This is a genomic window from Corynebacterium sp. 32222D000AT (genome assembly GCF_053546955.1).
On sequence record NZ_JBPPVW010000002.1, the window covers coordinates 147,275 to 169,809 of the forward strand.

General features: G+C 62.0%; 28 protein-coding genes. 19 read left to right on the forward strand and 9 right to left on the reverse strand.

Going from position 1 to position 22,535, the window contains the following annotated elements:
• The first annotated feature begins 32 nt into the window (after positions 1-32).
• Entirely contained in the window at positions 33-653 is a 621-nt protein-coding gene (locus ACEE23_RS01755; RefSeq protein ID WP_368520269.1) for a YdcF family protein, read from the forward strand.
• A 40-nt stretch (positions 654-693) separates the two neighbouring features.
• The gene (locus ACEE23_RS01760; RefSeq protein WP_448871721.1) at positions 694-2,001 is read left to right on the forward strand and encodes a deoxyguanosinetriphosphate triphosphohydrolase; all 1,308 of its coding nucleotides are present in this window, start codon (positions 694-696) and stop codon (positions 1,999-2,001) included.
• Between the two features lie 6 nt (positions 2,002-2,007).
• Here the strand turns inward: ACEE23_RS01760 and ACEE23_RS01765 are convergent, their stop codons facing one another.
• On the reverse strand, positions 2,008-2,253 hold the full coding sequence (locus ACEE23_RS01765; protein WP_368520267.1) for a hypothetical protein: 246 nt from the start codon (positions 2,251-2,253) through the stop codon (positions 2,008-2,010).
• Positions 2,240-2,716 carry a ribonuclease domain-containing protein gene (locus tag ACEE23_RS01770; protein WP_368520266.1) on the reverse strand — a complete coding sequence of 159 codons (477 nt, stop codon included), beginning with the start codon at positions 2,714-2,716 and terminating at the stop codon, positions 2,240-2,242. Before ACEE23_RS01770 ends, ACEE23_RS01765 begins: the two co-directional genes overlap by 14 nt.
• Before the next feature lie 77 nt (positions 2,717-2,793).
• Between ACEE23_RS01770 and dnaG the strand changes: the two genes are divergently transcribed.
• Positions 2,794-4,710 (forward strand): DNA primase, encoded by a 1,917-nt coding sequence (gene dnaG, locus ACEE23_RS01775; RefSeq protein ID WP_368521667.1) that lies wholly within the window; start codon positions 2,794-2,796, stop codon positions 4,708-4,710.
• Between the two features lie 154 nt (positions 4,711-4,864).
• Here the strand turns inward: dnaG and ACEE23_RS01780 are convergent, their stop codons facing one another.
• Positions 4,865-5,137 carry a hypothetical protein gene (locus tag ACEE23_RS01780; RefSeq protein WP_368520264.1) on the reverse strand — a complete coding sequence of 91 codons (273 nt, stop codon included), beginning with the start codon at positions 5,135-5,137 and terminating at the stop codon, positions 4,865-4,867.
• A gap of 423 nt (positions 5,138-5,560) precedes the next feature.
• Between ACEE23_RS01780 and wecB the strand changes: the two genes are divergently transcribed.
• The 3 genes from wecB to ACEE23_RS01795 all read left to right on the forward strand — a co-directional run bounded on the left by wecB (position 5,561) and on the right by ACEE23_RS01795 (position 8,719).
• A complete protein-coding gene (gene wecB, locus ACEE23_RS01785) occupies positions 5,561-6,718 on the forward strand; it encodes a non-hydrolyzing UDP-N-acetylglucosamine 2-epimerase (protein WP_368520263.1) in 1,158 nt (385 codons plus the stop codon).
• A 77-nt stretch (positions 6,719-6,795) separates the two neighbouring features.
• Positions 6,796-7,827 carry a Dyp-type peroxidase gene (locus ACEE23_RS01790; protein WP_368520262.1) on the forward strand — a complete coding sequence of 344 codons (1,032 nt, stop codon included), beginning with the start codon at positions 6,796-6,798 and terminating at the stop codon, positions 7,825-7,827.
• A 121-nt stretch (positions 7,828-7,948) separates the two neighbouring features.
• Positions 7,949-8,719: a DUF3800 domain-containing protein gene (locus tag ACEE23_RS01795; RefSeq protein ID WP_448871717.1), complete on the forward strand. Its 771-nt coding sequence runs from the start codon at positions 7,949-7,951 to the stop codon at positions 8,717-8,719.
• 238 nt (positions 8,720-8,957) lie between these two features.
• Here the strand turns inward: ACEE23_RS01795 and glnA are convergent, their stop codons facing one another.
• The 6 genes from glnA to ACEE23_RS01825 form a co-directional block, all read right to left on the reverse strand.
• On the reverse strand, positions 8,958-10,400 hold the full coding sequence (glnA, locus tag ACEE23_RS01800) for a type I glutamate--ammonia ligase (protein WP_409338341.1): 1,443 nt from the start codon (positions 10,398-10,400) through the stop codon (positions 8,958-8,960).
• Between the two features lie 79 nt (positions 10,401-10,479).
• Complete coding sequence (locus ACEE23_RS01805; RefSeq protein ID WP_368520260.1) at positions 10,480-11,637, reverse strand: tyramine oxidase subunit B; 1,158 nt, start codon at positions 11,635-11,637, stop codon at positions 10,480-10,482.
• A gap of 1,164 nt (positions 11,638-12,801) precedes the next feature.
• Positions 12,802-13,902, reverse strand: coding sequence for a tyrosine-type recombinase/integrase (locus ACEE23_RS01810; protein ID WP_448871715.1), 1,101 nt, complete (start codon positions 13,900-13,902; stop codon positions 12,802-12,804).
• A 105-nt stretch (positions 13,903-14,007) separates the two neighbouring features.
• Positions 14,008-14,394, reverse strand: a complete 387-nt coding sequence (locus ACEE23_RS01815) for a hypothetical protein (RefSeq protein ID WP_448871713.1) — start codon at positions 14,392-14,394, stop codon at positions 14,008-14,010.
• A 125-nt stretch (positions 14,395-14,519) separates the two neighbouring features.
• Positions 14,520-14,870 (reverse strand): ImmA/IrrE family metallo-endopeptidase, encoded by a 351-nt coding sequence (locus ACEE23_RS01820; protein WP_448871711.1) that lies wholly within the window; start codon positions 14,868-14,870, stop codon positions 14,520-14,522.
• A 19-nt stretch (positions 14,871-14,889) separates the two neighbouring features.
• Complete coding sequence (locus ACEE23_RS01825; RefSeq protein WP_448871709.1) at positions 14,890-15,381, reverse strand: hypothetical protein; 492 nt, start codon at positions 15,379-15,381, stop codon at positions 14,890-14,892.
• Between the two features lie 441 nt (positions 15,382-15,822).
• Between ACEE23_RS01825 and ACEE23_RS01830 the strand changes: the two genes are divergently transcribed.
• From ACEE23_RS01830 to ACEE23_RS01890, 13 genes are all read left to right on the forward strand, one after another.
• A complete protein-coding gene (locus ACEE23_RS01830) occupies positions 15,823-16,200 on the forward strand; it encodes a hypothetical protein (protein ID WP_448871707.1) in 378 nt (125 codons plus the stop codon).
• Positions 16,200-17,120, forward strand: a complete 921-nt coding sequence (locus ACEE23_RS01835; RefSeq protein ID WP_448871705.1) for a ParB N-terminal domain-containing protein — start codon at positions 16,200-16,202, stop codon at positions 17,118-17,120. Before ACEE23_RS01830 ends, ACEE23_RS01835 begins: the two co-directional genes overlap by 1 nt.
• Before the next feature lie 2 nt (positions 17,121-17,122).
• Entirely contained in the window at positions 17,123-17,650 is a 528-nt protein-coding gene (locus ACEE23_RS01840) for a hypothetical protein (protein ID WP_448871703.1), read from the forward strand.
• A 623-nt stretch (positions 17,651-18,273) separates the two neighbouring features.
• Positions 18,274-18,462, forward strand: coding sequence for a helix-turn-helix domain-containing protein (locus ACEE23_RS01845; RefSeq protein ID WP_448871701.1), 189 nt, complete (start codon positions 18,274-18,276; stop codon positions 18,460-18,462).
• A 79-nt stretch (positions 18,463-18,541) separates the two neighbouring features.
• On the forward strand, positions 18,542-18,742 hold the full coding sequence (locus ACEE23_RS01850; RefSeq protein ID WP_448871699.1) for a hypothetical protein: 201 nt from the start codon (positions 18,542-18,544) through the stop codon (positions 18,740-18,742).
• The gene (locus ACEE23_RS01855) at positions 18,720-18,908 is read left to right on the forward strand and encodes a hypothetical protein (protein WP_448871697.1); all 189 of its coding nucleotides are present in this window, start codon (positions 18,720-18,722) and stop codon (positions 18,906-18,908) included. Before ACEE23_RS01850 ends, ACEE23_RS01855 begins: the two co-directional genes overlap by 23 nt.
• A gap of 1 nt (position 18,909) precedes the next feature.
• Positions 18,910-19,092, forward strand: a complete 183-nt coding sequence (locus tag ACEE23_RS01860; protein ID WP_448871695.1) for a hypothetical protein — start codon at positions 18,910-18,912, stop codon at positions 19,090-19,092.
• 47 nt (positions 19,093-19,139) lie between these two features.
• Complete coding sequence (locus tag ACEE23_RS01865) at positions 19,140-19,331, forward strand: hypothetical protein (RefSeq protein WP_448871693.1); 192 nt, start codon at positions 19,140-19,142, stop codon at positions 19,329-19,331.
• Positions 19,321-19,587, forward strand: coding sequence for a hypothetical protein (locus ACEE23_RS01870; protein ID WP_448873505.1), 267 nt, complete (start codon positions 19,321-19,323; stop codon positions 19,585-19,587). The genes ACEE23_RS01865 and ACEE23_RS01870 overlap by 11 nt, the downstream gene beginning before the upstream one ends.
• Positions 19,588-19,724: 137 nt before the next feature.
• Positions 19,725-19,910 carry a hypothetical protein gene (locus ACEE23_RS01875; RefSeq protein WP_448873507.1) on the forward strand — a complete coding sequence of 62 codons (186 nt, stop codon included), beginning with the start codon at positions 19,725-19,727 and terminating at the stop codon, positions 19,908-19,910.
• Entirely contained in the window at positions 19,907-20,917 is a 1,011-nt protein-coding gene (locus ACEE23_RS01880; RefSeq protein WP_448871691.1) for a YqaJ viral recombinase family protein, read from the forward strand. The genes ACEE23_RS01875 and ACEE23_RS01880 overlap by 4 nt, the downstream gene beginning before the upstream one ends.
• Positions 20,918-21,101: 184 nt before the next feature.
• Complete coding sequence (locus tag ACEE23_RS01885) at positions 21,102-21,947, forward strand: hypothetical protein (RefSeq protein ID WP_448871689.1); 846 nt, start codon at positions 21,102-21,104, stop codon at positions 21,945-21,947.
• Entirely contained in the window at positions 21,948-22,427 is a 480-nt protein-coding gene (locus tag ACEE23_RS01890) for a single-stranded DNA-binding protein (RefSeq protein ID WP_448871687.1), read from the forward strand.
• Positions 22,428-22,535 lie beyond the last annotated feature (108 nt).

The window sequence follows — 22,535 nt, forward strand, 5'->3', positions numbered from 1 at the left end:
CAGAATACCGTGTTGCTGGCATACTGGGCACGGTGAAACCAGCCGCAGCACAACCTTCCCGCTCAGCCGGCGCGCCGGCCTGGATCGCGGTCCTGGGCACCGCGCAATACGACGGCGTGGCCTCCCGGGTGCTCGCCGCGCGCATCGCCACCGCCACCCAGCTCGCCCACGCGCACCCGGCGGCCGCGGTTTTCACCCTGGGCGGCAACCTGCCCGGAGATCGCTTCACCGAGGCCGGCGTGGCGGCCCGGGACATGGTGGCCGGCGGCATCGACAGCGCCCGGGTCACGGCCCTGGCCGAGGGCAACGACACGGCCGGCTCCCTGGCCGCGCTGGCCCGCGAGGTCTCCGCGCGCGGGCTGGGCGCCGGCGTCATCGTCACCGATCCGCTCCACCGCGCGCGGACCGCCGCCCTGGCCCGCCGGGCCGGCCTGCGCGCTCGCACCTGCGGGGCGCGCGACTGCCCGCAGCGCTTCCCGCACCGTTCCTGGTGGCGCGCCGCCGCCCACGAGGGCGGGGGACTGGCCGTCCTCGGCGCGGAGATGACCGTAGGTGCCCGCCGGGCGCGGCAGCTGCGCGGGGTGCTGCACGGCATCGAAAATCGCCTGCGGCCCTCGCGCGCCCGCCGGAACCATTTCCTACGCGCCGATTAGCCAACCGGCCGCGGCCCGGCCCGGCGTTTAGACTGGCAGGGTGACCTATAGCTACCAACCCGTCGACCGTGAGCGCCGCAGCCCGGAAGGGACCAAGGGCTCGAGCTTTCCTTCCGGCAGTGCTGCCGATGCCGACCACCGCGGCGCCTTCGCCCGCGACCGCGCCCGCGTGCTGCACTCGGCCGCGCTGCGCCGCCTGGCGGACAAGACCCAGGTGGTCGGCCCCCACGACGGGGACACCCCGCGCACGCGGCTGACCCACTCGCTGGAGGTCGCTCAGATCGCCCGCGGCATCGGGGCCGGGCTGGGGCTGGACCCGGACCTGTGCGACATGGCCGGCCTGACCCACGACATCGGCCACCCGCCCTACGGGCACAACGGCGAGAACGCGCTCAACGAGGTCGCCGCGGACTGCGGCGGCTTCGAGGGCAACGCGCAGACCCTGCGCATCCTGAGCTTCCTGGAGCCGAAGATTCTGGGCACCGGCGCGGAAAGCCAGACCTCCTACGGGCTCAACCTGACGCGCGCGGCCCTGGACGCGGCCTGCAAATACCCGCGCACCAAGACCAACCCGGACGGTACGACCAACCGTAAATACGGCTGCTACGACGAGGACGTGGCCACGCTCGAGTGGCTGCGCGCCGGCCACACCGACGACCTGCCCTCCATGGAGGCCCAGGCCATAGATTTTTCGGACGATATCGCCTATTCCGTCCACGACGTCGAGGACGGGGTGGTCTCCGGGCGCATCTCCCTGCAGGTGCTCTGGGACCTGGTGGAGCTAGCCGCCCTGGCCGACAAGGGCGCCCACGCCTTCGGCGGCACGGCCGAGGAGCTGCTCGCCGCCGCCGATTCCCTGCGCCGCCTGCCGGTGGTCAACCGCGCCGCGGACTTCAACCACACCCTGGACGACTACGTCGCGCTCAAGCAGCTGACCTCGGAGCTGGTGGGCCGCTACGTCGGCGCGACCGTGGACGCCACCCGCGCGCACAACGCGGACCTGCTGGATAACAACCAGCTGGGCCGCCAGCACGGCCGCCTGGTGGTCCCGCCCCTGGCGGATGCGGAGGTGCGGCTGCTGAAGACCATCGCGGTCCTCTACGTCATGGACGAGCCGACCCACCTGGCCCGCCAGGACAGGCAGCGCGAGCGGATCTACCGCGTCTTCGACTACCTGACCGCCGGCGCGCCGGGGGCGCTGGACCCGATGTTCAGGCTCTGGTACGACCAGGCCGAGACCCCGGCGCAGCGCTGCCGCGTCATCGTGGACCAGATCGCGTCCATGACCGAGTCCCGCCTGGAGCGACTAGCCCGCCAGTCCGCGGACCTGGCCGGCTTCTACGATTAGGCGCCGCTAGCGCAGCAGGCGCACGCCGAGGTCGTCGAGGACCCGGCGCAGGCGCCGCGAGTCGGCCTCGGGCAGGCACCAGTTCGCGCAGACGATGGAATCCAGGCCGAGCTCGCGCAGGAAGTCGGCCAGGGCGTTAAGGTTGCGCGGGGCGGGGCGCTCGCCGGCCTGGCGCAGGTTGCCCAGCGCCCGGTAGAAGTCGGCCTCGCTGCGCAGGTGGTCCGTGATCAGTACGCGTTTAGTGTTCGGCATCTGGGATCTCGCAGAAGCTTTCGTAGTGGTCGGAGGCGTAGTACCAGTGCTCGGGGTCGGTCTCGCTGCCGCCGCCGGTCACGATCCGGCGCTCGCCGCGGTGGTTTAACCCCGGGGTCTCCACGGTGTACTCGCGGTAGTAGTCGGAGGCCTGGTCCGGCAGCACGCCCTCGTAGTTGCCGAAGCGCTGGTTGTCGTTGTCCGGGTGCGGGTAGGGCCCGCCGGCCTGGATGGTCTCCACGGTCTCGGCGGCCTCGGCCGGCAGGGTAGACAGCTCGCAGGTGTCATTCTCGGCCGACACGGCAGCCTCCGAACTCCCCGCGCCGCCGGAACCGGTCTGCGCACCCGAACCCGCGCCGGAGTTACCGCCTAAGTCCAGGCCGAAATAGCCCGCGATGAGAACCACCGCGAGCCCGCCTAAGGCCACCGGCCACGATTTTTGGGAGCTACCGCTTTTCGCCATGGCTTTAAGTTGTAACAGGTGTGCCAGCCGATACCGAAATTGGGCGCCGGTTTGCGGTGCTGGGTACGCTATTACACATGGCGCGAGGCAGGATTCCGGAAAGCGATATTCAGCAGATCCGAGAGCGTGCACCGATTGAGGAGATCGTGGGCGAATACGTCCAGCTCAAACCGGCGGGGCACGACTCCATGAAAGGCCTGTCTCCCTTCAAGGACGAAAAGACCCCGTCCTTCCACGTGCGCCCCCAGCGCGGCTATTTCCACTGCTTTTCCACGGGCAAGGGCGGCGACGTGTTCACCTTCCTCATGGAGATGGAACAGCTCAGCTTCCCGGAGGCCGTCGAAGCCGTCGCGCAGAAGATCGGCTACCACATCAACTACCAGGGCGGGACCACCGGCGCCCGCGACGTGAAACCGGGCACCCGCCAGCGCCTTATCCAGGCCAACAAAGCCGCGCACGAGTTCTACCGCCAGCAGCTGGAGACCCCGGAGGCCGCCACGGCCCGCAACTTCCTGCTCGACCGCGGCTTTTCCCAGCAGGTCATCTACGACTTCGAGTGCGGCTACGCCCCGGACGGCTGGGATACGCTGACTAAATACCTGCTGCGTATGGGCTTCGACTACGAGGAGTTGGAGGCCGCCGGGCTGTCCAAGATGGGCCGGCGCGGCCCCATCGACCGCTTCCACCGCCGCCTGCTGTGGCCGATCAAGGACATGGCCGGCAACGTCATCGGCTTTGGCGCGCGCAAGCTCTTCGATGACGACAACCTGGGCAAGTACATGAACACCCCGGAGACCATGCTCTACCACAAGTCCAAGGTGCTCTTCGGGCTGGACGTGGCGAAGTCGAGCATCGCCAAGCAGCGCCAGGCCGTCATCGTGGAGGGCTACACGGACGTGATGGCCATGTACGCCGCCGGGGTGCCCAACGCGGTCGCCTCCTGCGGCACGGCGTTTGGCGGGGAGCACCTGCAGCTGCTGCGGCGCCTCATGCTGGACGACAGCTATTTCAACGGCGAGCTCATCTACACCTTCGACGGCGACGAGGCCGGGCAGAAGGCTGCCCTACGCGCCTTCGAGGGCGAGCAGAAATTCACCGGCCAGTCCTTCGTCTCCATCGCCCCGGACGGGATGGACCCGTGCGATCTGCGGCTCAAGCGCGGCGATGCCGCCGTGCGCGAGCTGGTCGCCGACCGTATCCCGATGTTCGAGTTCGTCATCGAGTCGCTGATTTCCGGCTACCGGATTGATACCGCCGAGGGCCGCCTGCAGGCCCTGCGCCGCGCGGTCCCCGTCGTCGCGCAGATCCGCGACAAGCCCCTGCAGCGCGAATACGCCCGCCGCCTGGCCGGCTGGGTGGGCTGGCCGGATCCGGAAGAGGTCATGCACCAGGTCGAGCAGGCCGCCCGGGATAACCGCTCCAACGCCCAGCGCAAGCCGGTGATGCAGGCCAAGCGCTTCGACCACGCGCAGGCCCAGCCCGCCCAGCAGGACGTGCCGGCCATCCGCCCGCCCAGCCCCAACGAGACCCACCTGTGGCCGCAGCGCGAGGCCCTCAAGCTGGCCCTCCAGCACCCGGCCGTGGTGGGCGAGTACTTCGACAGCCTGCCGGCGGACTCCTATACCAACGACGCCTACCGGATAGTGCGGGAGGCCATCGCCGCCGAGGGCGGCGCCGTGCGCGGCGCGCAGCTGCCCAACGTCGAGTGGCTCGCCGTCGTCGCCGGCCAGATGCGCGATCTGACCGGCCGCAACTTCGTCTCGGAGCTGGCCGTGGAAACCATCCTGCCCACCGGCGATATCCCGCTGGAAAGCTACGCCGACTCCGTGCTGTCCCGCCTGCAGGAATCCCGCGTGGCCGACCAGATCGCCCAGCTCAAGGCCCGCCTAGGCCGCATGCGCCCCAGCGACGACGAGCGCGCCTACAACAGCCTCTTCGCCGATCTGGTGGCCCTGGAACAAGCCCGCCGCGAGCTCAACGAGCGGGCGCTGTAGCTCACCCAACGCGCACCCAAAGCACTCCCAGCGCACCTTCAAAAGCACCCCCGAACCCCTGCCTCCCGCCGGCTGGGTGACGTGAATAAGGCATAGAAAAAGCGCGGGCCGCACGGGCCCGCGCTCTTGCACGGCTAATCGAGGTAGAGCGAGGCTAGTCCTCGTCGGGTTCGTAGATGCGGTCCCGGGGGATATCGGGCTGCGCAGCGGACCGGGAGCCGCGGGAACGCAGGTCCTTGACCTCGCGCATGCGCGGTTCCGGGTCGAGGCGGTTGGCCACGGCCTTGCGCGCAGACCGCAGGGCGGACTTGGTGGCGGGGGAATTGACGGCCTTCTGGTAGGCACCCTTGATCTGGTGATAACGCTTGCGGCCGGCCTTAGTGCCGAAGACGTACCCGGCTGCGGCGCCAACAACGAACTGAATCATGGGCGGTAAATTACTCCCTTGCGAAAATCGGCGATAGGTGTGGTGCTTTTTACGTTCCTAGCCTACCCATTTTCCCTTCCCGCCCGAACGGGGGTGGGGAGGGCGAAGTGTTTTCTTAGTCTTCCGTATATGCATTGAGCACTATATATTTAGGGTGTGGACATGGGAATGGTGCCGGCCGTGCCGGCGACAAATGAGGCCGCAGCAGGCGTGGCGTGGGCCGCTTTGCTGCTGGCGTGTTCACAGGAATCAGCCTAACTAACCCCGCCGAGGGCAGGGCGGGGGCCCGCGTGGCGGGGGAGCGCGCGGGAAATTCACACCATTGCGGGTGCCGTAGCGGTAGCGGGATTGTTTGATCCTCGGTAATGTCCTTACAGGTAAACACACTCATTTTTGTATTCCTAAATTCGCTAAAGGAGCGTAATGCCTGCCCCGAAGATCATGACGGTCTACGGTACCCGCCCAGAAGCCATCAAGGTGGCGCCGGTCATCAAGGCCCTCGACCAGGATGATCGCTTTGAATCCGTGCCGGTATCCACCGGCCAGCACAAGGAAATGCTCGAGCAGGTCAACTCCATGTTCGGGATCTCCCCAGCTCACGATCTGGGCCTGATGAAGCCGGGGCAGGGCTTGAACGAATTGGTCTCCCGGGCGTTGGTGGGCCTGGACGAGGTGATCTCCAAGGAGAACCCGGACGCGATCATCTCCCAGGGGGATACCTCCACCGCGATGGCCGCGGCGCTGGCCGGTTTCCACCGCGGCGTCAAGGTGATCCACCTGGAGGCCGGCCTGCGGACCGGCGATATCTCCTCCCCGTTCCCGGAGGAGGCCAACCGTCGGATCATCGGGCAGGTCGCGGCGCTGCACCTGGCGCCGACCGAGGGTGCGATGGAAAACCTGCGCAAGGAGAATTTCCGCAGCAAGGACATCGTGGTCACGGGCAACACCGTCATCGACGCGCTGCTCGAGGCCGCCGGCTGGGACACCGAGTTTGTCGATCCGGCGCTGCAGGCCGCCGCGGCCACCGATAAGCGCCTGGTCGTGGTGACCACCCACCGCCGGGAGAACCTGGACGCGATGAAGAATATCGGCGACGCGGTCGCGGACCTGGCGGGTGAATATTCAGACACTTACTTCGTCCTGCCGTTGCACCTGAACCCGAAGGTGCGCCAGGCGGTGCTGCCGGAGGTCGAAAATCTGGACAACGTCATCATCACGGACCCGCTGCCGTACGACCAGTTCACCCAGCTGCAGAACCGCGCGAGCATCATCCTGACCGACTCCGGCGGAGTCCAGGAGGAGGCCCCGGCGCTGGGCAAGCCCGTGCTGGTGATGCGCTCGAATACTGAGCGCCCCGAGGCCGTCGTGGCAGGCACCGTCAAGCTGGTCGGCACCGACCGCGACCTCATCACCGCGGAGGCGCGCCTCCTGCTCGAGGACGACGCCGCCTACGCCGCCATGGCGAATGCGGTCAACCCCTACGGCGACGGCCAGGGCGCGGCGCGCTCGGTCGCGGCCATCGCGAACCTGTTCGGCCTGGGCGAGTGCCTGCCGGACTTCGCGCCGTCCGCCGCGGACTAGGGTGCGGCCGCCCCGCGGCGGAATTCGCCCCCGCGTTCCGCCGGTTGGGGCGCGCGCGACCTTCTATACTGGGGAACATGCAACCCCATGAGCTTTCCCAGACGATCATCCTGCCGCAGACCAAGGTGGCATTCTTTATCAACCTCAAGGTGCCCGAAGGCCAGGAGCAGGCGGCTATCGATGCCCTGACCGGCCTGTCCGGCACCGTCGATGGCGTCAGCTTCCGCGATCCGCATTCGCACCTGAGCGCCGTGGTGGGTATTGGCTCCCAGCTGTGGGACCGGCTTTTCGACCCGTCGACCGCGCCGAAGCCGGAGGGGCTGCACGACTTCGTGCCGCTGGAGGGTGACAAGCACTCCGCGCCCTCGACGGGCGGGGACCTGTTCTTCCACATCCGCTCGGACGAATTCGACCGCGCCTTCGAGCTCACCCGCCGCATCAAGGGGCTTCTGGGCGACGAGGTGGAAACCCTCGACGAGGTGCACGCCTTCCGCTACATGGACTTCCGCGATCCGCTGGGCTTCGTGGACGGCACCGAGTCCCCTCAGGGACGCGCCGGCGCCGACGCCGCCCTGATTGCTGAGGGCCAGTGGGCCGGCGGCAGCTACATCGTGGAGCAGAAATACACCCACAACCTGAAGGACTGGGAGGAAATCGGCGTCGAAGAGCAGCAGCGCGTCATCGGCCGCACCAAGGCCGAGGACATCGAGTTCGACGACGCCGATAAGCCGCACAACAGCCACGTCTTCCTGAACTCTGTGGAGGACGTCGACGGCAACTCCCTGGAGATCGTCCGCGACAACCTGGCCTTCGGCAAGGGCACCGGCGAGCAGGGCACCTTCTTCATGAGCTACGCCAACGACGTTCGCGTGACCGAGCTGATGCTGCGCCGCATGTTCCTGGGCGAGCCCCGCGGCAACTACGACCGCATCCTCGACTTTTCCACCCCGCTGACGGGCGCGAACTTCTTCGCCCCGCCGCAGGAATTCGTCGACGCCGCCGACGAGTACGTCCGCCCCGGCCTCCTGCCGGACGATGATGCCCCGGCCGATCCCAGCCAGCCCGCCACGCAGCTGAGCGCCGCCAAGGGGCTTTTCCCGCAGGACTAGCGGCTTTTTGCGCCGCCCTGGGAGAACACCCCAGGGCGGATTTTGCTGGTGGTGGAGGTTGCCGAGTTTCAGGATCGGTAGAATACACAATTCGATCCGAACGGCTTCGGTAACTGAACTCATGGATAGCTTGTCTCCCAAGAGCCCTCCTCAAGTCCATCTCCCCTTGTCTACAGAGGGGGTAGCGTACTTTGTGGATGAGGCTGGGAGTAAGGGCTCTCTCGGGAAACACTTTGTGACAGCAGCGGTGAGGACTACTGATCCGGATAAGCTCTCTAGAGCTATCAAAGCCTGTCGCGATAGAAATAGTTTTACGAAAGCCGAAGAAATCAAGTTTTCTAAGGTGACAAAGAGTTCCGAGCCGATACTTGCCGAACTATTTTCGGAAGCAGTGTCAGCAGGGTGCACCTTTGGAGCGTTTGTTTTAGATAAACGGCATTTTGACCCGTGGTCTAACAGGGATCAATGGCAGGGGCACCGCTTCGCCACCGACCGGTTGCTTCGAGGGCTTATAACTCGGCGCGAAGTGAGTGTGCTGATGGTAGATCACATTGATGTCCCAGAAAGGATTTCGTATGGTGATGAGCTTGCTGCCGGTTTAAATAAGAGATTTGGAAACAAGCGAGTGGTCACCGCAGTTAGTTTCGATTCTAGGACCTGCCCTCCACTGCAAATCGCCGATTTGTTGGCTAGCGCGGTATTTCACGCGAGAAAGATAATTGAAGACAATGGGTTGGGGCATTTTCTCGACGACAAAACACCGAAGACACGATTGGCGAAAGACATTGCGGCTGCACTAGGCGAAACGTGTTTCAACGATTGTCGAACCGACCTGCTGAAACTCCAAACAAGCCATGAGCTGTCCTTGACAGAACTTAGGGGTGGGGTATGATCCAATCAGGCGCTGAAGCCTTAGTCTCAGACTAGAAGCAAGCGCCCGATGGGCCGAGTCTCAGACTCATTACCCATGAAAAGCGGATCCCAAACCGCAATACTTACCGTACTTATCGCGACGCCCCACTTGAAAAAGTGGGGCGTTTGCTTCTTAACTACAAATTTGCTTTTCGGCTGTGCCATAACCCACTGAACTGGGATAATGCACACCTAGGGCCAGGGTAGTCTCCCAGGAATTAGACGTTGTAGTACAGCTCGAATTCCTTCGGGGACGGGCCCTGCCGCAGGGGCAGGATTTCGCGGTCGAACTTGAGCCGGGCGTAGGCCTCGAGGAAGTCCTCGGTCATGACGTCGCCGGCGGTGAGGAACTCGTGGTCGGCCTCGAGGGCCGCGAGCGAGGACTCCAGGGAGTGGGGGACCTGGGGGATGTCCTTGCGCTCTTGCGGGGAGAGCTCGTAGAGGTCCTTGTCCACCGGCTCGCCGGGCTCGATGCGGTTGAGGATGCCGTCGATGCCGGCCATCATCTGCGCGGTAAACGCCAGGTAGGGGTTGGCCGAAGGATCGGGGGCGCGGAACTCGATACGCTTGGCCTTCGGGTTTTCGCCGGTCAGGGGGATGCGGATGGCCGCGGAGCGGTTGGACTGGGAATAGGCCAGGTTGACCGGGGCTTCGAAGCCGGAGAACAAACGGCGGTAGGAATTGACCGTGGGGTTGGTCAGCGCGAGCACAGCCGGTGCGTGCTTGAGCAGCCCACCGATGTAGTAGCGGGCGATGTCGGACAGGCCGGCATACCCGGTCTCGTCGTAAAAGAGCGGCTTGCCGTCCTTCCACAGCGACTGGTGGGCATGCATGCCGGAGCCGCCATCGCCGGCCAAGGGCTTGGGCATGAAGGTGGCCGTCTGCCCGTGGCTTTCCGCGGTATTGCGCACCACGTACTTGAAGGCCTGCATGTCATCGCCGGCCCGGAGGAGGTTGGCGAAGCGATAGTTGACCTCCTGGATGCCGCCCGTGGCTACCTCGTGGTGGAAACGCTCGACGTCAAAGCCTATGAGCTCCAGGTTGTAGGCAATGTCGTCGCGCACCGGGATGGTCTTGTCGTAAGGCGCAACCGGGAAGTAGCCGTCGTTGATGCGGATCTGGTTACCGCGGTTCGGGCTGCCGTCCATCATGGTTTCCTCGCCCGAGCGCCACCAGCCCTCGTCCGAGTCGACCTGGTGGAAGGAGTGGTTCACGCCGGAGGAGTAGCGGACCGAGTCGAAGACGTAGAACTCCGCCTCCGCGCCGATGGAGCAGGTATCGGCGATGCCGGTCTCCTGCAGGTAGGCCTCCGCCTTCTGGGCGATGGAGCGCGGGTCGCGGGAGTAGGAGGCCTGGGAGAGTGGATCCCGGACGAAGAACTGCATGTTCAGCGTCTTGTGGGCGCGGAACGGGTCGAGGTACGCCGTGCCCGGATCGGGGATGAGCGTCATATCCGACTTATCGACGGTGGCGAAACCGGGGATGGAGGAGCCGTCGAAGGCGAAGCCCTCCCGGGCGGTCTCTTCCGTCAGCAGGCGGGCGGGCACGGTCAGGGCGTGCTCGGCGCCGAACACGTCGCTGAAGCGAATATCGAGGTAGCGGACCTGTTCCGCCTGGATGAAGTCGATGACATCGTGGACTGAGGAAGCTTGCAAGCTCACTGTAAAAAACACGCCTTAGGGTGTAGTTGGGGATGAGAAATAATGGGAAAGAGATGGGTGCTGGGCTGGCACCGGTGCTCTAGGACAGCGCCGGCACGTCCCAGAGGTTGAGCGGGGTGCCCAGGCCCTTGTCGCGGGCTTGGTCGAGGACGTCCGTGGCCCACGCGACGTCCTCGACGGGCATGCCGCCGATGGAGTAGAAGAAGATCTCCTCGTCGTTAGTGCGGCCGGGTGCCTGGCCGTCGGCGATGGCGCCGATATTGGCGATGTCGGACTCTTCCAGCTTGCCCTCCTGGACCATGTCCCACCAGCGGTTGCCGGGGATGCCGAGCAGACGCTCGTAGGTCACGTCGGGGCCGTTCTCGTTGAACCACTCGGCGTACAGGCCCTTGTAGTCCACGACGAGGCGGGCACCGCCGGAGGCCACGAAGTCGTCGTCGAAGCGGGCCGCGGCCGGGGCCAGCACCAGCGCGCCGGGCTTGAGCCAGTCCTTGTTGAAGTACGGGAAGCCCTGCGGGCCGTCCTGGGAGGTCGAGGTGCCCGCAATGAGGATATCGGAACCTTCCACCGCCTCCTGCTCGCTGTCGACGACGGTGAACTCAATATCTGGGTGCTGCTCGCGCAGGTAGTTCGCGGTGCGCTCGGTGGAGGCTGCCGTGCGCCCCTTGATCTTGACGCGCTTGATGGACGGGCGCTGGGTAATCGAGGAAGCCAGGATGGTCCGCGACATCACGCCCGGTCCGATGATGCCGACTTCCTCGGCGTTGTCCACGGCTAGGTGCTTCACGCCCACGGCCGGGACCGCGCCGGTGCGGTAGGCGGAGAGCAGATTCGCGGACATGATGGCCTTTGGCGCGCCCGTGACCGTGTCGTTGAGGACGAAGACGTGGATGGAGCGCGGCAGCCCGTGGTTACGGTTGTCCGCGTTGGAGCCGTACCACTTGACGCCAGTGTTGTTGAAACGGCCGCCGATATAGGCCGGCATAGCCATGAAGCGGCGGTCGGGGCCGTTGGCCGGCATCCCCTCGAACTCCGGGTCATCGGGGAAGTTGATCTGCGCGCCGTGGCTGTTGGCGGAGGCACCAGCCATGCGGTAGTCACCCTTGTCGAGCAGGATGAGGGTTTCTTCCATGGTTTCGACGCACTTGGCGGCATCCGTCACGCCGGCGTCGATCATGTCTTGTTCGGACAACCAGATGAGGTCTATTCGGGTATCAGGTTGTTCACTTGCTGTCATGGGCCTGCTTTCTGTGTTGAGCGCGCTTGCGGGCTCGCGGCGAAAAGCTTCCTTGGCTCACCCGCGAAGGCGCGACTGCGAAATCCAAGGTCGTACGGCCCAGTGTATAGAAGCCACACCCACGCCGTACCCACTTTGCGTTTTACCCCCACGCCGAAACCAGGCGAATATGTCTATTGCACTCTACGTTTGCCCACAAACACTTTCACAAACCCCTATGCTGCGACAATGCCCTATACCGGGGGTGATTACGGGGTAAACATGGATGCCTTGACTAGAAACCGTCAGCGGGGTTGTATTCCTGATTTCTGGCTTCGCGGGGGGATTAGTGCACAGCCGACCGCCTCATCCGAGCTGGGGAGCCTGCTGGCTTGCTGAGGAGGTCGCAAGCGGCCTAATTCGTGTAGGGGTCGTTGGCTCGGCAGAATTCTTCCGAGTTGGTGGAAATGCAGTTCATCCACCAACTTTGTATTTCGCCACTGGAGGGGTTCGGGTTGCCGTTCTCATCGTGGCCGTATCCGCAAATTGCCGCAGGGCATGTTCCCCCGTCTGCGTAGGGGATGGTCGCGGGATCGGGAAGTCCGGCGTTGGCCTCGGCCTCGCGATACTCTTCAGCGCCTTCTTGATTGGCGCAGAAGTCAGTAGGTTGAGTGGTTCCGTCCGACATCAGCGAAGGGCCCGGCGTTCCAGGGAGGCACTCTACAACGTAAGGCTCTTGCGGTTCCGTAGCTGAGGCTGCGGGATCTGGGGACTGTGCCGCAGGATCTTCGGAACTCTGTTCTTTACTGGTTACCTGTGAAGTGCTTGGCTTGGTGCTCTCGCTGGAGGTTGTGGACGCACTGCTAGTAGAGGAGGCAGAAGTGGGGTTTTCGGAAGGAGTGTTTTGCTCGCCTCCGCACGCGCTGACGAGAAGAACTGAGGCGAAAATTAGGGGAAGTGTGCGGCGCATGGTGGAGCCTTTCGGGGAGGGAGAGGGGAGACTTGCCTGCCTGGCCATCAGTCGTGGACGGTGTGGCTATCTCTACGTATACCTGACTCGCCGCGGGCTAGCGCTGTACTTAGGAAAAAAGAAAAAGCCCGCTGTAAACAGCGGGCTTGTGTTGCTCCTCCAACTGGGCTCGAACCAGTAACCTACACCCCATTTAACCAGTGCAAACGGCGTAACTACCCCACATTTGACGACAATTTGACGACACCAGAAATCTTTTCTCCCACAGCACGCCCCACCGCGTCCAGATCCTCATCCCACAACGCCGAATACGTATCCAACGTCATCGCCGCTGATGCGTGGCCAAGCTGACGCTGCACCACCTTCGGATTAGCCCCGGCCGAAATCATCAGCCCCGCCGCCACATGACGCAGACCATGAGGCGTCACACGCGGAAACCCAGGGTCCCGCGCCATACACCGCTCCAACGCCGTGTAATACCACTTCCCATGAGTCGGAGGTTTCATTGGAGAACCGTCCGGACGAGGCCACAAAAGCTCATCCGGCCCGCGAGAATCCACCAGGGGATGCAAAAGCGCCATCACCTCGGCAGGGACAGACACCTCCCGCCGCTCATGAGTCTTTGGCGTGCCAAAAATAACCTCCGGGCCAACTGTGACCGCATTACGCTCAACCCTTATCCGTCCCCGCAGAACGTTCACGTCCCGAGCACGCAGTGCAGCCGCCTCACCCCACCGCAGGCCTACAGTCCCGAGTAGCCACACAAGCTCGCCATACCGAGAGCACTCGCCAGCAAGATCGCCTAGCTGCTCAGCAGTCAAAAACACCTGCTCCGCCTTCTGCTTGCGCGGCAGACGCACACCTCGCGCCGGGTTCTCACGAATTGCTTTATCCATAACCGCCATATCCAGCACCTGGGCAAGCACCGCGTGCGCCTGACGCACCAACGACGCTGACCTATCTAGCCCAGACACCCAGGCCTGCACCTCAGACGGCTTAATAGAAATAGCGGCACGCGCGCCCCACGCCGGCTCCACGTGGTTACGCCACACAGCCGCCATATCATGACGCGTTTTCGGCTTAAGCCGCGTTAAAGTCGGCTCCCACACCGCGTGTAATTCTCCTACAGTGACCTTGCCCGCGTTCGGGTCTAGCCAGTCGTGGGTGTTGATATGGACCGCGTTTTGGTCAGCCCACGCCTGGGCCTCAGTCTTGGTGCGAAAACCCCGCTTCGTCCTGGACCTACCGTCAGGGGAGCGGTACTGAACACGCCACGCGTGGCCTTTAGAAGTTTCGTATTTTTTAATCGAAGCCATGCTAAAATCACTTCCTAGCCGGTGCTGTAGGACAGCAAAGGGCTATCTTGAGAAATACTAGGGGCGCTCTTGGACCATCGCACGCCAAGGGCGCCCCGTCTTTTTCTATTCAATTGGGCCGTACATCGAGGTAAAAGCGTCCATCATTTGCTGATAACACCCGTCGGTATACCCAGTGGTCCCATCCGTGAAGAAAGTCGTTCCTGGTTGATAGAGCGTGACGTCTTCTGCGCAGTGTGAGACGGTTTTGCCCGCGTCGGCAGGGGATTCATAGTTGTTGACCGAGCCGCCGCAATCAGGGTCGTTGGGGAAGCGCTCGCACAGTGGGGGAAGCTGCTGGTTCGGGCCGTAGCCGTCGGCGCTGTTCGGGTCGAATGTTGGGCCTGCCGGAGCCTCCTCGACTGGGGCCTGCTCCTCCACTGGGGTGGCCTCCGGTTCCTGGTCCACCTGCGCGGGATCCTCACTGGTCGACTCCTCTGAGTTGGAGGCCACGCTAGAGCTACTAGACGTTACAGACGAGGACGTGCTGGTGGTTGATTCTGTCGGGGCTGGGGCGTCTTCGGACTGGCACGCAGACAGGATCAGGGGTAGGGCAAAGAATAGGGGGACTAGGCGCTTCATGCTGCTTGCCTTTCGTAGAGGGATTGCCAAGTTTTGAGGACTTTGACCGTGACGCCTAGCTCGTGGGCTAGGAGGGTGGGGTGTGGTCCGTAGATTGCTTCTGTGGTGGCGTAGTCTGCCGGGTTGATGAGGAGGCGGGCGGCGAACCTATCTGCACGTAGCTCGTGTGGCCCGTGGTGGCCGGGCGGGTCACCATAATGCGCGTGGCCTAGCTCGTGGGCTAGGGAGCACAGTGTGGTGACGTCGTCCATGCCTACGCGCAGGGTGATGGCGTTCCGGTGGGGGAGCCATGCTGCTTTCGGCCCGCCGCGGTGCCACCGGATGCGGTAGCCCCGGGCTTGTGCCACGTCGATTAGGGCTTCGACGTTAATCAATCAAGTCTTCACCTCGTTTCTCACGCTCAGCTTGCTCGTCGGGGGAGGAGTCAGCGGCGTGCGGGATACTGTCATCCCAGTCCATGACCGTGCCGTCATCCTCGTCAGGTAGTGAACCATGCGCATCGGACACGGGGGCACCCGAACGACGAGAAGCCAACTCGTCTATCTCATTAGCGCGGGTAGCGGGGTTGAGCCGGCGTGCAAGCTCTATAGCTAATTCGCCTTCATCGGCTGTGGCTACTAGAGCACCGTCTGAGTCGAGGAAATCGAGCACGTCTTGGTACGGGACGTGGCCTAGCTCAACTAGGGCGAGTGTGCGGTTTATCCCGAATTCTTTGCAGAGTGCAAGAAGATCGTCTGTGGGCAGGCCATCGTTTAATCGTTTGTTTGCGGTTTTGCGCGTGATTTTGAGGATGTCTGCGACTTCTTGGTCTGTGATTCTGCGGTGCGAGGTTTCGCTAAGCCATTGCTTGATTTCCATGTTTCACACGCTAGCACAATGGGTAAAAAATTACCCAGTGAATGGGTGATTACATGCTCAAATGAGACTAAGCATTCCCCCATTCGTGTAATTACACTTGCCGGTTGCTGGTGTGGTGTGTAAATTAAGTTACATACCGACCGAAAGAAAGGAGGGAATGGGAATGTTTCTACTCTCTCTAGATGAAATCGACCGAGTGAAGCGACTTCATCACATTACGTCCACGACCGGATTAGCCGAAAAGACAGACTTGAATCGAAAGACCTGGACCACGGCACTAAACACCCGCAGGCCAACAGTTTCAGTACTCGAGGCATTAGCGGCACTCGGAGCCAACCCCTCCAAAATCCTCGTGGCCGAAGAACTGGCCGCATAAGAAAAAGCCCGGTGCTGGAACACCGGACCAAAAGCAAAGATAAAGACTTAAAAGGAGTATACACCATGGACCGCAGTATTGAACAGGCCCGTGAGTCTTGGTTTGAAAATCATCCCTTTGACCCCCGCAAAAATGCCTCACTCGCTCACGACGAAGATGGTACCCCTGCAGGATTCATCACCCTCCCTGACATGGGAGAAATGGCCGTCATTGCCATGAAATACGGGTACGAGTTCCTCGCAGCTGTCCGCACCGACGATGACGTTGACGAATGGCTAGCAAACATCAACCGAACTGCTCAATCGCCAGATCTCGCAGGAATCATGCTCGCCCATGCCTTCCGTGGAATCGCCCCCATTATCGGACAAATCATCGACAACGACCCAGGACTAGCCGAAACCATGAAAACTATTTCCGCCCAGGGATGGGAGGAGGAGTTCTAATGCGAATCAAAGGGAATCACCCCTACGCTGATGCCTTCCCCATGGCGAGCGAAGAGGAGCTGGAGGAGCTGGCTTCGTCTATCGCAGCTGTCGGTCTCATCCACCCGATTGTTCTCACCCCAAAGGGTGAAGTGCTAGATGGTCGCAACCGCCTGGCAGCGTGCGAAAAGGTGGGCGTGGAACCTGTCTTTGAGACTCGCGCCGGTGACGATGATGACTACAAGGAGTTCGTCATCGGGGCGAATACTACCGGGCGCCGTGAATCAATGACGGTTCAAATCGCCGCCGCATCTACCGCTCTCATCCTTGGACATGAAAAGCGGAAGTCAGGTAGGTGGATTCGCAATACACATACTTCCGAATCCGGAAATATGGACGCGACCGTAGCTAAGAACCTTTCCTACGCCGGTCTCGTATTGGACGAACTTGGCCCGGCGCACCTGCTTGAAGTGCGTGATGGGGAAGCCAGCCTGAACGCGAAGTACGAGCAGGCGCGCCGCCAAAAGGAAGACCGTGAGCAGGCTGAGGCCCGGAAGGTTGAAGCTGAGCGCCAGGCCAAGCAGCGTGAACAACGCGCCCAAGAGTTCTTCAAGAATGACGCTGCCGCACGGGAATGGCTCGATTCAAAGCCGGAAGGCGCATTCGGCAACATGCGCGCCGCCTTCTCAGCAATCCAAGAAGAACGCGAAGAAATCCGACAAGCCGAGGAAGACCGCCGTCGAGAAGAGGAAGCAGCCCGCCGAGAAAAACAGGAACGCATCGACCGGCACGCCCGCTACCTAGAAGCATTCGTCACCAACTTCAAGTGGGGCCTGGACATGGCGACATGGCCCGAACGGCAAGAAGTACTCGACGCCGCCCGCCCCGAAATTGCACATCGGTTCCTCGAAATCGAATCCACCTACCTGAAGGCCAACTAGCCATGGATCTACACACCACTCTCCGCAAGCAATTAGATAAGGCCCGCCCGCATCGCTACAGCGAAAGCGAAAAGCAGTGGGTAGATGATGTCGCAGACGGTTTGCACATTAATCTGTCAGAACAGGACATGGAGGCTGCGGCCCGTTCATATGTGCGGCGTGCCGCTCGCGACCTGGAGGGGCAAGCAACCAAGGGCGGGAATCGACTCTTACGCCACTTCCATTCCACCGGGCAGTTACCCATCGATTGGGCGATGTACGGCGATATGCCTATCTCTCTGGAGAACAAGGTGTTGGTGGCCGGCAAGGAAGAGATCGTCAAGGAAAGGGTCAAGCTCGCCCACGCCACCCATCACGATTTTGAGATGTGGGCAGAAACGGAGCAGCGAGCCCGGGAGCGCGACTACAACGCGCGTGGTGCAGCCGTTCAAGGTGCCTTGCAAATTGCTTTGGAGATGAAGAGCGCGGGAGTTCTCACGTTCGCGGCGTGGGCGCAGGAGTTCGCCCCCGTTGAAGAGAGCGCGGCATAGAAGAAGGCAATTTTGCCTTGAGGTTTCGTCACTAATCGTCACATAGGGGGTGCGTGAGTACCCGGAAATAACGTCACGGTTTTAGTCACAAATAGCGCTAGGTAGTCCGTCCTGGGAGCGTGGCCCGGGTAGCGCACAGGGCTAACAGGCCCATGTTGTACCGAGAACTGAATAGTGGATAGCGCCGTCATAGATACGGGCGTGTGTAAACCTAGCGAGCGAGATTGGAACGCCATTTAAGGCAAGTAGAACGCCATGACCTAGGGGAGCACGCACCTACACCTCCTGGTGTGCGAAGCCAGGGGAGGTAACGGGGCGGCGCGTATATAAATGTTTGCTCCTGCTCACTGGTGTGGGCCGGCTGTTCCCTGTATCCCAACTAGCGGATCGGGGGGTGTTACAACCGGCTGGTGCGGGTTCGATTCCCGCCAGGGGCACTGGGGGTGTTTGCAGGTCGTCCAGCATCACCTGCAGCAAGGGGTTATCCCACAGCTTTCGTTCGCACAGGCTCCACGCATGGCCTGCGCGCTGCGCGGCACTGACCACCTGCACCCCACCCCACACATAAGAAAAGCCCCAGCGCACTGCCATGCGTGGGGCCTTAGCTAAAGGAAGGTTTCCTAGTGACAGATACTACACGTTTTTTGACCGTTAAACAGGTCGCCGACATGACCCAATATTCGCCGTGGTTCATCTATGAGGCACTGAATCGGGGCGTGCTCAAGGGCACGAAGTCAGGGCCGGGGTTCCGTGCTCATTGGCGTGTCCGCCCGGAGGACGTCGACGCCTGGCTGGAAGGGAACGCAGCATGAAGCGAATTCTCCGAAGTCTCCAGCAATTTTTCTACCGGGGCCGGCACCGGCGTGACTACATCATGGTGTGGAGGTAACCATGCAGCAAATCACCCCAACCCAGCTGGTGAAGCGCCTGCGTGACATTGAAGGCCAGTACCAAGCCCTATATATCGCCGCGCACGCCCCAGAACAGCTCCGCCGCCGACTGCATGACGCGGCTGCCCAAGCCCACCAAATGGCCGGAATGGCCAAAAAGTATGAGGAGAAAATCCGCCATGCCCACCCCGACCACAAGTAAAGCCCGCCCGCGCCGGGTTAGTCCCGACCGTCGTATCGAACGCCTGGAGGACCAGCTCGCGAAGCGAATGCGCTTCGCCTGGCTCATGTTCATCTTTGGCACCCTGGCTGGCGCTGTGTTCACCGCGATTATTTCCGCCCCGCCGGTCTGGATGGAGGCGATGTGACATGCCATTTTTTGGTTATGAGTCAGCCCCGTGGCTTGGACGCGAGCGCAAGAAAATCGCGCTCGCCCGGCTAGAAAACGAAGCCCTTGATTGGATGCGCGAATACGGCGACATGTTCCCAGAGCTCCGGGACCTGTGCCACGACATCACCGTCCAAGTCGACAAAGAAAGGGAGAACCTGTGAAACACCCGCACCCGACTGAGATTCCGCCCCGTGAGGTTGTGCGCAGCATGTCGCCGACCATGCTGAAGCACCTCGATGCTATCGCCCAGGGCGAGACGGTCACCAACCAGCAGCGCGTCGAAGACCTCGCCGACCGCATTTTGATTACGTTCACCTACCAGCACGGGCGGAAAATCCCCGCCCATTTGACCGACCACGGCGAACGCGTCCTGAAGGAGTGGAAGACCAATGGACGCTGACGAGGTGAAGCCGAAGGCTCGTGTTGTTCGCAGGGATGGCGTGTGGATGGCGGTACGCGGCATGTGGAAGCGCTCGTGCTCGTCTCATGCTGAGGCCGTCCGACAGGCCGAACTGCTGTCCAAGAAGAAAATGTGCGTGTTTTCCCAGTGTGTCCGCCCGCAGGTGACTGTCGAGCACCGAGACCTAGGCCTCTGTGCCTTCCACGCCCGAAGAGCAGCCGCAATTCTCGGCTGGGAAAAGCAGGCCGCAGCATGATTGACGACCGTGTAACCCGCGCCGAAAAAGACGCCGGGGTTTATGACTGCGACGTGTGCGAGTCCTACCCGTGCGAGTGTGAGCCAGACCCAGACCAGATTTATGAACTTGCCGTAGGCAAATAAGGGAGGAAAACAATGTTTAATAATTTGCCAAGTCCCGGCCATTTGCCGGAGCCAACAGCCGACATCCGTGGTGCGGCCCATAAACTGGCGCAGATTATGTCTGCCTACATGGAATCTGGCTTTACACGCGAGGAAGCTTTCGAGCTAGTCAGCAGGGTGATGGTTGAACATACCCGTGCCGAAAGGGAGGGCGAATGACCGGCCATGTATTGGGGCCGGGGCGTGCCGCGTCCCCTGGTAGCCCCGAGCACCTTAAGCGTATTACCGCCTCTAAAATTCCCGCTATTTTGGGTATTGACCCGTACCGGACGCAGGGAGACCTGTGGATGGAGATGAGCGGGCTTGCCGCCCCGGAGGAGCCGTGTGAGGAGATGCGTCAGGCGTGGGCCTGGGGTCATGCTGCGGAAGAATCCTTGGCCCGGTGGTGGCAGGCCCAGCATGACGGCTGGACGCTGAATCAGAAGCGGGGCGGCACGACGGAGGTTGCCTATGCGGATGATGCGCTGCCGTTCCCGAATCAGGTCACTCTTGACCGGCGCGCTCGGTCCGGTAGTCGGTATCACCGCCTGGAGATTAAGACCAGCGCGTCGGAAAAGAAGTGGGGCAGCAGGGACGCGGAACTACCCGGGGATGTTGCGGCCCAAACCATCTTCCAAGCAGGTGTTAGCGGCATCCAGGACGGTACTGTTATTGCGCTTATTGGGGCTGACCGGCCTCAATACCCCCGAGTGTATGACGCCCCAGCAGACTCGGAGCTGTTCGAGGGCATGGTGGACGCGGCCCTAGCCTTCTACCGCACGTTGGGGGAGTCCGAGCCACCCGCACCAGACCCTACACTCCTGGACGCGCTCAAAGCACAGAACACCCCCATCGATGATGACGACGTCACCGCCCCGGATGATGTGCTGGCCCGCTACCAGCAAACCAAGGACGCGCTCGCCGAAGCCAAGGACGACCACGACCAATCCAAGGCCGAGCTAGCCCAACTGCTCGGAACTCATAAGCGGCTCATAGCCCCGGACGGCAACGTCATCGCCACCCAAATCCCAGGCCGCTTCTCCCAGCGCCACGTCCCCGAAGAATACGCCCACCTGCTCAAAGACCCGGAGATCATGACCCCAAAACTAGACTCCAAGAAACTCAAGACCAAATACCCAGACCTCTACCAAGCAGCCACCGGCCCCAACACAGTGAGGTACCAATGACCCCCACCCCGCACGACCACGCCCTACAGCAAGCACGGGCAGACCACGCCGCCTACCTCGCCATGTGGGACGAAGCAGTCGCAGAAGTCCATGAGACCTTCCACCGCTTCCACAACCACGACCCCCAAACCGCCGCAATCCTCACACTCGCAACCATCCTCAACCTACAAGAAGGAGAATAACCATGACCGACATCCAAAAGTACGACTCGAACCCCGCCCCGATGGCAGCCGCGTCAACGACTGAAACGGACGGCACCCGAGCCCTACAAAACCTCGAAGCCCAAGCCCAAGCTATGGGCAACGCCATGAAAATCGCCGAGGCCATGTGCTCCACCGCCATGGTTCCCAAGCAATTCCAAGGCAAGCCCGCCGACGGCGCCGCCGCCATTCTCTACGGCGCAGAACTCGGCCTCAACGCCATCCAATCGCTGCAGCAAATCATGGTCATCAACGGAAAGCCCGGAATCGAAACCCGCACCGCCGTCGCACTTCTGAAGAATCAGGGATATGAAATCCGGACCGTTGAATCCTCCGATGAATCCGTCACCGTCGAGGGAGTAGGACCGCGTGGGGAGCATGAAGTGTCCACATGGGACATGAAGCGCGCTACCACGGCCGGGTATACCTCAAATTCGCTGTACAAGAAGATTCCAGCACAGATGCTCTACAGCAAGGCCGCTATGGAAGTTGCCCGCAAGATTGCTCCACACGTCCTCTCTGGTATCGGATATTCCACTGAGGAGCTCCGTCTCGACGCCGTCAACATGACAGCTGCTCGCCGGGATGATTCGCGTGGTGTGTCGCAGGTGCGGGCGGCCCTGGCTGCGAAGAAGAAGGAACACCCAGAACCACAGGCGGAGGAGGAGGACCAATTCGTCAAGGACGTGAAAGTCGCCTTGGCGGAGCTGACTACCCCGGAAGATGTCACCAGCTTCATGCAAGAAATCCGACAAGACAGCAACGTGCCAGAAGTAGTAATTGACCTAGGCCGCCAGCGTTGGAATGAGCTGCAGGAGGAAGAAAAGTAAATGATTGATGTAATCACTCTTACCGGTGGACTACCGCGGGATGCGGAGCTTCGGTTCACGCCGCAGGGAGCAGCGGTTACGAATTTCACCCTCGCCAATTCAGATAATCGGTATGACCAAGAGCAGAACCAATGGGTCAAAACCCGCAGCATGTACCTAGATGTGACCATCTGGAACGAGCAGGGTAATAAGCAGAATCCCACCCCGTGGGCTGAGATGGCCGCGAACCTGAAAAAGGGCGACCAGGTAGCCGTCACCGGAGAGTTAGTCACCCGATCGTGGGAAACCAAAGAAGGGGAGAAGCGCAGCAAGGTTGAGTTCAATGCCATGCGCTACTACGTACTCCCCGCGGCGCAGCAGCAACCAAACCAAGCCCAACAGCAGTGGAACAACGCCGCACAGCAGGGACAGGCCGCTACCTCGGGCGCATGGGCCACCCCGCCGGCGCAAGCTGGGCAAGACCAAGCGCCTCCTTTCTAATCACCCTCCACCTAACCCCGCTGTTTAGGACCTCAACAGTCCCCACGCGGGGCTTCTTTATGCCCTGATGAAATACCAAACACTCTACGAACACCTCATTGGCGATAT

Excerpts from the sequence above, each read along its gene's own strand:
- ACEE23_RS01840 (WP_448871703.1), top strand. The coding sequence starts at position 17,123 with ATGGATCTACACACCACTCTCCGCAAGCAATTAGATAAGGCCCGCCCG.
- ACEE23_RS01770 (WP_368520266.1), bottom strand. The coding sequence starts at position 2,716 with ATGGCGAAAAGCGGTAGCTCCCAAAAATCGTGGCCGGTGGCCTTAGGC.
- ACEE23_RS01850 (WP_448871699.1), top strand. The coding sequence starts at position 18,542 with ATGCAGCAAATCACCCCAACCCAGCTGGTGAAGCGCCTGCGTGACATT.
- ACEE23_RS01795 (WP_448871717.1), top strand. The coding sequence starts at position 7,949 with ATGGATAGCTTGTCTCCCAAGAGCCCTCCTCAAGTCCATCTCCCCTTG.
- ACEE23_RS01765 (WP_368520267.1), bottom strand. The coding sequence starts at position 2,253 with ATGCCGAACACTAAACGCGTACTGATCACGGACCACCTGCGCAGCGAG.
- ACEE23_RS01890 (WP_448871687.1), top strand. The coding sequence starts at position 21,948 with ATGATTGATGTAATCACTCTTACCGGTGGACTACCGCGGGATGCGGAG.
- ACEE23_RS01885 (WP_448871689.1), top strand. The coding sequence starts at position 21,102 with ATGACCGACATCCAAAAGTACGACTCGAACCCCGCCCCGATGGCAGCC.
- dnaG (WP_368521667.1), top strand. The coding sequence starts at position 2,794 with ATGGCGCGAGGCAGGATTCCGGAAAGCGATATTCAGCAGATCCGAGAG.
- ACEE23_RS01790 (WP_368520262.1), top strand. The coding sequence starts at position 6,796 with ATGCAACCCCATGAGCTTTCCCAGACGATCATCCTGCCGCAGACCAAG.
- ACEE23_RS01780 (WP_368520264.1), bottom strand. The coding sequence starts at position 5,137 with ATGATTCAGTTCGTTGTTGGCGCCGCAGCCGGGTACGTCTTCGGCACT.
- ACEE23_RS01870 (WP_448873505.1), top strand. The coding sequence starts at position 19,321 with ATGGACGCTGACGAGGTGAAGCCGAAGGCTCGTGTTGTTCGCAGGGAT.
- ACEE23_RS01860 (WP_448871695.1), top strand. The coding sequence starts at position 18,910 with ATGCCATTTTTTGGTTATGAGTCAGCCCCGTGGCTTGGACGCGAGCGC.
- ACEE23_RS01810 (WP_448871715.1), bottom strand. The coding sequence starts at position 13,902 with ATGGCTTCGATTAAAAAATACGAAACTTCTAAAGGCCACGCGTGGCGT.
- ACEE23_RS01880 (WP_448871691.1), top strand. The coding sequence starts at position 19,907 with ATGACCGGCCATGTATTGGGGCCGGGGCGTGCCGCGTCCCCTGGTAGC.
- wecB (WP_368520263.1), top strand. The coding sequence starts at position 5,561 with ATGCCTGCCCCGAAGATCATGACGGTCTACGGTACCCGCCCAGAAGCC.
- ACEE23_RS01825 (WP_448871709.1), bottom strand. The coding sequence starts at position 15,381 with ATGGAAATCAAGCAATGGCTTAGCGAAACCTCGCACCGCAGAATCACA.
- ACEE23_RS01855 (WP_448871697.1), top strand. The coding sequence starts at position 18,720 with ATGCCCACCCCGACCACAAGTAAAGCCCGCCCGCGCCGGGTTAGTCCC.
- ACEE23_RS01805 (WP_368520260.1), bottom strand. The coding sequence starts at position 11,637 with ATGACAGCAAGTGAACAACCTGATACCCGAATAGACCTCATCTGGTTG.
- ACEE23_RS01865 (WP_448871693.1), top strand. The coding sequence starts at position 19,140 with ATGTCGCCGACCATGCTGAAGCACCTCGATGCTATCGCCCAGGGCGAG.
- ACEE23_RS01835 (WP_448871705.1), top strand. The coding sequence starts at position 16,200 with ATGCGAATCAAAGGGAATCACCCCTACGCTGATGCCTTCCCCATGGCG.
- ACEE23_RS01830 (WP_448871707.1), top strand. The coding sequence starts at position 15,823 with ATGGACCGCAGTATTGAACAGGCCCGTGAGTCTTGGTTTGAAAATCAT.
- ACEE23_RS01875 (WP_448873507.1), top strand. The coding sequence starts at position 19,725 with ATGTTTAATAATTTGCCAAGTCCCGGCCATTTGCCGGAGCCAACAGCC.